Origin of the sequence: Mesorhizobium sp. M6A.T.Cr.TU.014.01.1.1 (assembly GCF_004022765.1) — a bacterium.
Classification (GTDB): domain Bacteria; phylum Pseudomonadota; class Alphaproteobacteria; order Rhizobiales; family Rhizobiaceae; genus Mesorhizobium; species Mesorhizobium mediterraneum.
Genome location: NZ_RZPG01000044.1, coordinates 21,940 through 30,178, shown reverse-complemented (window position 1 = coordinate 30,178; position 8,239 = coordinate 21,940). Strand labels below are relative to the sequence as shown.

General features: G+C 62.6%; 9 protein-coding genes and 2 pseudogenes. 9 read left to right on the top strand and 2 right to left on the bottom strand.

The window, feature by feature from the left end; all coding sequences use genetic code 11:
* The 3 genes and pseudogenes from EN885_RS33960 to EN885_RS34775 all read left to right on the top strand — a co-directional run.
* Nucleotides 1-262 (top strand): annotated as a pseudogene (locus EN885_RS33960) (MmgE/PrpD family protein); the annotation flags it as partial.
* Nucleotides 263-419: 157 nt separating this feature from the next.
* Nucleotides 420-720: pseudogene (locus EN885_RS34490) on the top strand (IS110 family transposase); the annotation flags it as partial.
* Nucleotides 721-736: 16 nt separating this feature from the next.
* Nucleotides 737-862 (top strand): hypothetical protein, encoded by a 126-nt coding sequence (locus EN885_RS34775; protein WP_281035178.1) that lies wholly within the window; start codon nucleotides 737-739, stop codon nucleotides 860-862.
* A 59-nt stretch (nucleotides 863-921) separates the two neighbouring features.
* Here EN885_RS34775 and EN885_RS31640 read toward each other — a convergent pair whose 3' ends face one another.
* Nucleotides 922-1,944 (bottom strand): GlxA family transcriptional regulator, encoded by a 1,023-nt coding sequence (locus EN885_RS31640; RefSeq protein WP_245493182.1) that lies wholly within the window; start codon nucleotides 1,942-1,944, stop codon nucleotides 922-924.
* Between the two features lie 101 nt (nucleotides 1,945-2,045).
* On the opposite strand from EN885_RS31640, the gene EN885_RS31635 reads away from it, so the two are divergent.
* Genes EN885_RS31635 through EN885_RS33950 form a run of 6 tightly spaced genes read left to right on the top strand, consistent with a single transcriptional unit; the run spans nucleotide 2,046 to nucleotide 7,600 of the window.
* On the top strand, nucleotides 2,046-3,296 hold the full coding sequence (locus EN885_RS31635; RefSeq protein ID WP_126063853.1) for a sarcosine oxidase subunit beta family protein: 1,251 nt from the start codon (nucleotides 2,046-2,048) through the stop codon (nucleotides 3,294-3,296).
* 9 nt (nucleotides 3,297-3,305) lie between these two features.
* Nucleotides 3,306-3,596: a sarcosine oxidase subunit delta gene (locus EN885_RS31630; RefSeq protein ID WP_126063854.1), complete on the top strand. Its 291-nt coding sequence runs from the start codon at nucleotides 3,306-3,308 to the stop codon at nucleotides 3,594-3,596.
* The gene (locus tag EN885_RS31625; protein ID WP_128244141.1) at nucleotides 3,593-6,526 is read left to right on the top strand and encodes a sarcosine oxidase subunit alpha family protein; all 2,934 of its coding nucleotides are present in this window, start codon (nucleotides 3,593-3,595) and stop codon (nucleotides 6,524-6,526) included. The genes EN885_RS31630 and EN885_RS31625 overlap by 4 nt, the downstream gene beginning before the upstream one ends.
* Nucleotides 6,519-7,085 carry a sarcosine oxidase subunit gamma gene (locus tag EN885_RS31620; protein ID WP_126064883.1) on the top strand — a complete coding sequence of 189 codons (567 nt, stop codon included), beginning with the start codon at nucleotides 6,519-6,521 and terminating at the stop codon, nucleotides 7,083-7,085. Before EN885_RS31625 ends, EN885_RS31620 begins: the two co-directional genes overlap by 8 nt.
* The gene (locus tag EN885_RS33955; protein WP_206616872.1) at nucleotides 7,082-7,231 is read left to right on the top strand and encodes a hypothetical protein; all 150 of its coding nucleotides are present in this window, start codon (nucleotides 7,082-7,084) and stop codon (nucleotides 7,229-7,231) included. Before EN885_RS31620 ends, EN885_RS33955 begins: the two co-directional genes overlap by 4 nt.
* Nucleotides 7,232-7,267: 36 nt before the next feature.
* Nucleotides 7,268-7,600, top strand: coding sequence for a tetrahydrofolate dehydrogenase/cyclohydrolase catalytic domain-containing protein (locus tag EN885_RS33950; protein WP_206616871.1), 333 nt, complete (start codon nucleotides 7,268-7,270; stop codon nucleotides 7,598-7,600).
* Between the two features lie 15 nt (nucleotides 7,601-7,615).
* Here EN885_RS33950 and EN885_RS34905 read toward each other — a convergent pair whose 3' ends face one another.
* The gene (locus EN885_RS34905) at nucleotides 7,616-8,236 is read right to left on the bottom strand and encodes a hypothetical protein (RefSeq protein ID WP_206616870.1); all 621 of its coding nucleotides are present in this window, start codon (nucleotides 8,234-8,236) and stop codon (nucleotides 7,616-7,618) included.
* Nucleotides 8,237-8,239 lie beyond the last annotated feature (3 nt).

Genomic DNA, 8,239 nt, shown 5'->3' with positions numbered 1-8,239 from the left:
AACGCCTGCTCGCGTTGTCATAGACCAGGGCAGCGGGCCGGAAGAAATGATCGTACGATATCCTCTTGGCGATGTCGCTAACCCGTTATCTAGCGAACAGGTAGTGGAGAAGTTCAAGAACATCACCAGAGAGAATGTCCATCCCCATTGGCAGGACCAGATCCTTTCCGCGATTAAGAGCCTTGAAACCGCAGGATTTGAACCGCTTGTGGCTGCCCTGTCGCGCAGGAGAGGCGACACGCCATGGAGAAGCCGCGCGTGAGCTAGGGCAATATTCCGGCATACCTCAAGTAACTCGCTGCGAGATGCGTTGCGGATGCGCGGCAAACATATTGGGGCCGACGAATCACGATTACACGCAACTGCGTCGGATCAACGCCTTGCGGGCCACCCAGCCAAGCTCGGGTCGTCATCATCCCCAAGGCATCGCTGGCGTAGGCATTCTGGTTGCGGATCAAGACGACGATAAGCGGATTCCGCAGCTTGCCGATCTGCCTTTCTGTCTTCTTGTTCTAATCCAGCAGTTGCACGGTTGCGCGAAGTTCATGGGAAGATTAGCGACATGGACCGTCCATGCCTGGCATCGTTGAAACGAACTGAGCCACTGAGCCGGCGGCTCAGAGGATTCCAGGAACCACTCCGATCATCGCGAGCGCGATCGCTGCCACGCTCCCAGACCTCGCCTTCGACCCTGGCCGGCGGCTTGCGGCCCGGCTCGGCCATCGTGTCGGCGCTCATGACGGCCGACAAGAGATTTGAAAGCTCGCGCTGCATGACAGCGGCGGCGCTCATCAAAGATTGTGAGGTGCTGATCGTGATGACAAACGTCGAGCCGGAATCGGACAAACCGTCGTTGGGGTGAATGCTCCAGAGTACGCTGACCTGTATGTATCACGGAGGACTGTCAGCGGGTCCTTCTGATCACGGGCGCGGCCAGTCGCGACAACTTTCGCCGTGGCGGCGCTGTTTGCGACGGGTGGCGGGACCTGTGCCGAAATTCCGCTGAAAAGCTCGTGAGAAATGACTACGGTTGGAAAAGCCCGTGGCAAGCGCCACCTCGACGAGCGGAAGGTTGGACTGCCGCAGAATCTCGTCGGCCTTCTCCAATCGCAGAAACCGATAGAACTGCATCACGCTCTGTCCCAGCTGTTCCTTTGTCAGCCGCTCCAATTGCCGGGCCCCGATACCGCTCAGATGCGCCAGATCCTCCAGCTTTAGCGGGTCTGCGATATGGCTCGTCATCAGTTCCACCATGGCGACCAGAGCGGGATGATGCAGATCATACCTGCGCACCGGGTCCAATTGCTGCGGGGCCTCGGCCTGCCGGATGCCGGTATGGATGAACCAATCGCTGACCGCACGGGCCAATTCCACACCGTGATCTGAAGCGATCAGGGCGTGGGCCATGTCCAGCGGGGCCATGCCGCCTGCGCAGGTGAAGCGGTCACGATCAATGACGAACAGCCGCCGTTCGATGAGTGCGTCGGGATACATCTCCCGCATCGTATCGATATGCTGCCAGTGAATTGTAAACCGGCGTGACGACATCACACCCGCCGCGGCCAGGATTGCCGCCCCGCCTGAGATTCCTCCCAGTGGCACGCCCGAACGGGCAAGACGGCGCAGCCTGCCCAGAATCCTGTCGTCGCGATAGGTCAGCGGATTGCCGCCCGCCACGACAAACAGAATGTCGAAATTAGTGCCTGCCTCTGAAACAGGTTCGGTCTCGAACGCGCCCGAGACGGAACTGCGCATCCACCCGCCCTTGGCCGAGATGAAGCTCAGATCGTAAAGGGTCCGCCCGCTAAGCAGGTTGGCGGCGCGCAGCGGCTCGACCGCGGAGGCCGCGGACATCAGGGCATAGCCTTCGATCAGCAGGAAACCGTATCGCCGCGCGCTGCCGTGATTCCCGTCAATCATCCCGTTGGAAATCCTATCGTCCACATTGTTCGCACATGTCCGGCAAAAGCACACATAAGTCAATTTTGAAAACACCTCACTGCCCTTGCCGTGACATAGTCCCGGCAGTCCAAGGAGTTCTTGATATGAAGTTTTCGGGCTTCCGCGTCTTTGCTGAAGCGCTCAAGGGGCATACCGGGTGGCGGCCGCTCTGGCGCAACCCTGAGCCCAAGCCCGCCTATGACTACGTGATCGTGGGCGGGGGCGGTCACGGCTTGGCGACGGCCTATTACCTGGCCAAGACCTTCGGGCGATCCCGTATCGCCGTGCTGGAGAAGGGTTGGCTCGGATCCGGGAATGTCGGGCGAAACACGACAATCATCCGGTCGAACTACCTGCTTGCCGGCAACGAGCCCTTCTACGAGTTCTCGATGAAGCTCTGGGAAAGATTGGAGCAGGAGCTCAACTTCAACGCAATGGTTTCCCAGCGCGGCATCATCAACCTTTTTCATACGGATGCGCAGCGTGATGCCTTTCGCCGCCGCGGCAACGCCATGATGCTGGCGGGGGCGGGCGCCCGGTTGCTAGGTCGAGAGGAACTGCGCGCCATGGTTCCGTTCCTGAACTACGAGAACGCGCGCTTCCCGATCAAAGGTGGCCTGATGCAGCGGCGTGCCGGCACCGCGCGGCACGACGGCGTGGCCTGGGGCTATGCGCGCGGGGCCGACAGCCACGGCGTGGACCTGATCCAGAATTGCGAGATGATGGGTTTCCGGGTGGATCGCGGTAAGGTGCGTGGCGTGGAGACATCGCGCGGCTATATCGCCGCCGACAAGGTTGGCGTCGCAGTGGCGGGCTCCTCGGGCCGCGTCATGGCGATGGCCGGAATGCGGCTTCCGATCGAAAGCCATGTTTTGCAGGCGTTCGTCACGGAGGGGCTCAAGCCCACCATTCCGGGCGTGATCACCTTCGGCGCAGGCCATTTCTACATCAGCCAGTCCGACAAGGGCGGGCTTGTCTTTGGCGGAGATATCGACGGCTACAATTCATATGCCCAACGCGGCAACCTGCCGGTGGTCGAGGACGTCGCCGAAGGCGGCATGGCGCTGATGCCCATGATCGGGCGGGCACGGCTCCTGCGCATGTGGGGGGGTGTGGTGGACATGTCGATGGACGGTTCGCCGATCATCGACCGCACGCTTATTGATGGCCTCTATTTCAACGGCGGCTGGTGCTATGGCGGGTTCAAGGCGACGCCTGCCAGCGGCTATGCCTTCGCCCATCTTCTTGCCACCGGCGCACCACACGAGACCGCGCGCGCTTATCGCTTTGACCGGTTCGCACGCGGCTATGTGATCGACGAGCGCGGCGCCGGTGCCCAGCCCAATCTCCACTGAGGCGGTTCCATGCTGATCCCCCATCCACTTCTGGGCCCGCGCGATGCGCAGGAATTTACCTATCTGGGCGACGCGCGGCTCATCGACCGTCCAGACCCACCCGCGCCCGATGCCGAGGCCGCTTTTTGCGATTACGTCTTCCTGCGCGACAACCCGGCGGGCGTGCACCGCGAACTGTGGTTCCACGAGCAGGGCGACCGGTCATGGCTGGTGGTGACGCGCGACACGGTCACCCATGAAGTCCTCGGTGCGGAACTGGCCCGCAATGTGGCCCTTGGGCGGACGAGGTGCAGCAAATGACACGGCTAGCCGGAGGGCTGATTGACCGCTCGCAGACCCTGAACTTCACCTTCGACGGCAAACGGTATCACGGCCATGCCGGCGACACGCTCGCGTCTGCGCTTCTGGCCAATGGCGTGCGTCTTGTGGGCCGCAGCTTCAAGTATCACCGCCCGCGCGGGGTGCTCTCGGCCGGTTCGGAGGAACCGAACGCTCTGGTCGAACTGCGAACGGGGGCACGGCAGGAGCCGAACACGCGCGCCACCGTGGTAGAGCTGTTCGAGGGGCTGGAGGTGCGAAGCCAGAACCACTGGCCCTCACTCGGCTTCGACGCGTTGGCGATGAACGACCTGCTGTCGCCTTTCTTCACAGCCGGCTTCTACTACAAGACCTTCATGTGGCCCAAAGTCTTCTGGGAAAAGCTCTACGAGCCGGCGATCCGGAGAGCGGCGGGCCTGGGACGCCTCTCCATGCAGGCCGACCCCGATGCATACGACAAGGGGTTCCTCCATTGCGACCTGCTGATGATCGGAGGAGGTCCGGCCGGACTGGCTGCGGCGCTGACGGCGGCGCGCTCCGGCGCACGTGTGATTTTGGCCGACGAGGATTTCCGCCTGGGCGGGCGACTTCTGTCCGAGATGGAAACGCTGGACGGAGCGCCGGCCACCGAATGGGTCTCCGCATTGGAACGTGAGTTAGACAGCCTGCCGAACATTCGCGTGATGCGCCGCACCACGGTGTTCGGGGTCTATGATCACGGCATCTATGGCGCGGTGGAATGCGTTTCCGATCATCTCCCAGACGCGAGCGGGCGTGTGCGCCAGACTCTGTGGCGTATCACGGCGAAACGCGCGGTAGTGGCGGCGGGCGCGACAGAGCGGCCCATCGCCTTTGCCGATAATGACCGTCCGGGAATCATGTTGGCCGGCGCGATGCGGGCTTACGCCAATCGCTGGGCGGCATGCCCCTCCGAGACGGTCGCCGTCTTCACCAATAATGATGACGGTCATCGCACCGCGCGCGATCTCGCCGCCAAGGATGTCCAGATCGCCGCCGTCATCGACGCGCGCCCCGAGGCGAAGGCTCGCGGTGATTACCGACTGATCGCGGGGGGCATGGTGACTGGCTCACGCGGACGGCTAGGCCTAAAATCGGTCGAGGTTCAGGCCAACGGCAGGTCCGAATGGATCGAGTGCGGCGCGCTTGGGGTCTCTGGCGGCTGGAACCCGAATTTGCATCTCTTTTCGCATCATCGCGGTCGGCCTGTTTGGAATGAACCGCTGCAGGCGTTCCTGCCTGGGGAGGAGGGACCCCTAGGATTAATTCCGGCAGGTGCGGCGGCGGGCAATTTTTCCACCGCCGACGCCATGCGTTCCGGCGCGCAAGCCGCACAGCGTGCGATGGACGAACTTGGAATCGCGGCATCGTTGCCCGATTTGCCGCGCGCCGAGGAGGCAGACTACACGGTTGCGCCCGTCTTCCATGTACCCGGCAAGAAGCGCGCCTGGGTCGATTTCCAGAATGACGTGACGGTGAAGGACATCAAGCTCGCCCATGCCGAGAACATGCGGCCGGTGGAGCATTTGAAACGCTACACGACGCTGGGCATGGCGACGGACCAAGGCAAAACCTCAAATGTGACCGGTCTTGCCGTGATGGCGGAGCTGACCGGGAGGTCGATCCCGGAAACTGGAACAACGATTTTCCGCCCGCCTTACACTCCAGTGACGCTCTCTGTCCTGGGCGGCGGCGATATAGGGCGGCATTTCCGACCACGCCGCCTCACACCCACCCATCACTGGGCCGAGGCGCAGGGCGCGGTGTTCGTCGAGGTCGGCCAGTGGATGCGCGCGCAATATTTCCCGCGTGCGGGCGAAACGCATTGGCGCCAGAGCGTGGACCGCGAGGCCAGGGCCGTGCGCAGCGCAGTGGGCCTGTGCGATGTGACGACGCTCGGCAAAATCGATGTCCAGGGCGCGGACGCGGGCGAGTTTCTCAACCGGCTCTACTGCAATATCATGGCCAAGCTGAAAGTCGGCCGAGTCCGCTACGGGCTTATGCTGCGCGAAGACGGATTTGTCTATGACGATGGCACCTGCGCGCGGCTGGCCGAGGATCATTATGTAGTCACCACGACGACCGCCAACGCCGGTCTGGTCTACCGCAACATGGAATTCGCGAGGCAATGCCTGTGGCCGGAACTCGACGTCCAGCTCATCTCCACGACCGATGCTTGGGCGCAGATCGCCGTCGCCGGGCCCAAGTCGCGCGCTCTGCTCGCCCGCATCGTTGACGAGTTCGACCTGTCGAACGAGGCCTTCCCCTTCATGGCCTGCGCGGAGCTCACCGTCTGCGACGGGCTGCGCGCGCGGCTCTTCCGCATCTCCTTCTCGGGCGAACTCGCCTATGAGATTGCGGTTCCGGCACGATACGGCCACGCATTGATGGAGCGACTTATGGAGCTGGGTGCCGATCTCGGAGTGACGCCTTATGGAGTGGAAGCGCTGTCCGTGCTGCGGATCGAGAAGGGACACGCCGCCGGGGCCGAGTTGAACGGACAGACGACGGCCGCGATGGTCGGACTCGGCGGTATGGTGTCGCAGAAGAAGGATTCCGTCGGCGCCGTGATGTCGCGGCGCGAGGGCCTTGCGGGCGACAGGCGACGCCTGGTGGGGCTGCGGCCCGTCGATCCGGCCGGGAAGGTGGTCAGCGGCTCGCATCTTTTTGCCGAGGAGGCGCCGCAGAGTCTCGACACCGACCAAGGTTGGATCACGTCAGCCTGCTACAGTCCGCATGTCGGGTCGATGATCGGGCTTGGTTTCCTCGGGAATGGCGACGAACGACTGGGTGAGGTGATCGTGGCCGCGAACCCGCTTGAAGGCGAAAACGCGCGCCTGCGCGTGGTGTCGGCGCATTTCATCGATCCTGAAGGAGAACGTCTGCGTGACTGACCTGAGACCTATCACCGCGCTCGGTGCCGTAACGCCCGGATACGCATCCTTTGGAGCGATCGAGCTGCGGGAGAATGTCGGTCTCGCGCTTGCCTCGCTTGCGCTGCGCCGGGGAACTGTTGAGCCGACACCCTTTGGGCTCACTCTTCCCGGACCCGGCCGCTGGGTTGCAGGGCAGGGGGTTGCCGCGCTGTGGACCGGACCGGATCAGTGGACGATCGAGGGCGAAGGCTGCGCCGAGCTGGATTTTGCCGCCGAGCTCAAGCAACTCGCCCCCGGCTGCTCGGCAACCGAGCAAACCGATGGCTGGGTGGCGTTCGAGATTGTTTCGCGGGCCGGCACAGGGCCTCTCGAGGCGTTGCTGTCGAAGCTCGTTAATATCGACCTCGCGAATTTTGGTCCGGGCCGTGCGACACGGACCGGCGTTGAGCATATGAGCTGTTTCGTCATCCGCCGCGGCGACCTCCATGCCGCCATGCTGGGCGCGCGCTCATCAGCCGGATCGCTCTGGCACGCGCTGGAAACGGCTGCAAAGCGGCTCGAGGAGAAGGTGGCGTGACTGCCCAGATCACCGACGGAAAGGTGTCCGCGGCGCAGCTGCGTTCGAGAGTGGCTGCGCATATGGCGTGGCTCAATGGGGAGCACGGCATTGCGCCGGGGCTGGCTGTCGTTCTGGTGGGCGATGATCCGGCGTCGGAAGTCTAAGTGCGTAACAAAGGACGGTAGGCCCGCGAAGCTGGCATGAGGAGCCTTGAGTACAAGCTGCCCACTGAAACCTCTCAGGCCGATCTGCTTACTCTGATCGAGCGGCTGAATGCCGATCCCGGGATTCACGGCATTCTCGTCCAACTGCCTCTACCCAAACATCTGAACGCTGATCTGGTGATCAATGCGATCGATCCGGCAAAGGATATCGATGGATTTCACATTTTGAATGTCGGCCTTCTCGGCACCGGACAAAAGTTTACCGGTGTCGTGTACCCCGTGGTGCCTAAATGTTGCTGCGTGGCCATCTCGGCGATCTGTCCCGGCTCGCAGACATTCTGTTGGCTGTCATCGGCCGCCTCAAGATGATCTCCGGCGACTGGATCAAGGCAGGCGCCACGGCATCGATCGGAATGCGCGGGTCGGCAAGCAACGGCTGGTGGGCCACGTGGATTTCAGCAGCGCGGCCGAGATAAGGGGCGCCATAACACTGGCGCCCATGAAATAGCGCGTGGCGCCGGCGTAACGCGCCTTGGGCGCTTCTACGAGGACCCGTTGGACCTCCATCAGCTTCGACGCATTCGGGCCCATTCCTACCGAGCGGAGGGGCTGCAATCCGCCTGTCTTGATGCCAAGAAGCCGGCTGAGCTGGACCTTGTTCGGATCGAAATTCCGGCGATTAACGGTTTGCGCCAGGAAGAGGACGTTGCCGAAGGGGTATCGTAACCTGCCCGAGCCTTTTCCAGGGTGCAGAACCCGCCGTCGGTAGATTGTGCGTATGGCATTGTCATTGTGGATTTCGATGCTTGGATCGAATCCTGTTCCTTTTGGATTCTGGTGCTTGCGGCTTCTTCCTCGCTGATTGAAAGCAATCGCCCTCACGCCGTTCGTCGCGACGATTGTGAGTCCCCGAAAGTCCAAGCCGTTATCCAGGATCGGCGCGCTGTGGTCAGCCAGCCGACGGAGATCAGATCGCCGCCCGTCGCGGCAATAGCCCGTTGGCACGAT

Coding starts and splice junctions, on each gene's coding strand:
- EN885_RS34775 (WP_281035178.1), top strand. CDS start 737: ATGACGGCCGACAAGAGATTTGAAAGCTCGCGCTGCATGACAGCGGCG.
- EN885_RS31635 (WP_126063853.1), top strand. CDS start 2,046: ATGAAGTTTTCGGGCTTCCGCGTCTTTGCTGAAGCGCTCAAGGGGCAT.
- EN885_RS31630 (WP_126063854.1), top strand. CDS start 3,306: ATGCTGATCCCCCATCCACTTCTGGGCCCGCGCGATGCGCAGGAATTT.
- EN885_RS31625 (WP_128244141.1), top strand. CDS start 3,593: ATGACACGGCTAGCCGGAGGGCTGATTGACCGCTCGCAGACCCTGAAC.
- EN885_RS33950 (WP_206616871.1), top strand. CDS start 7,268: ATGAGGAGCCTTGAGTACAAGCTGCCCACTGAAACCTCTCAGGCCGAT.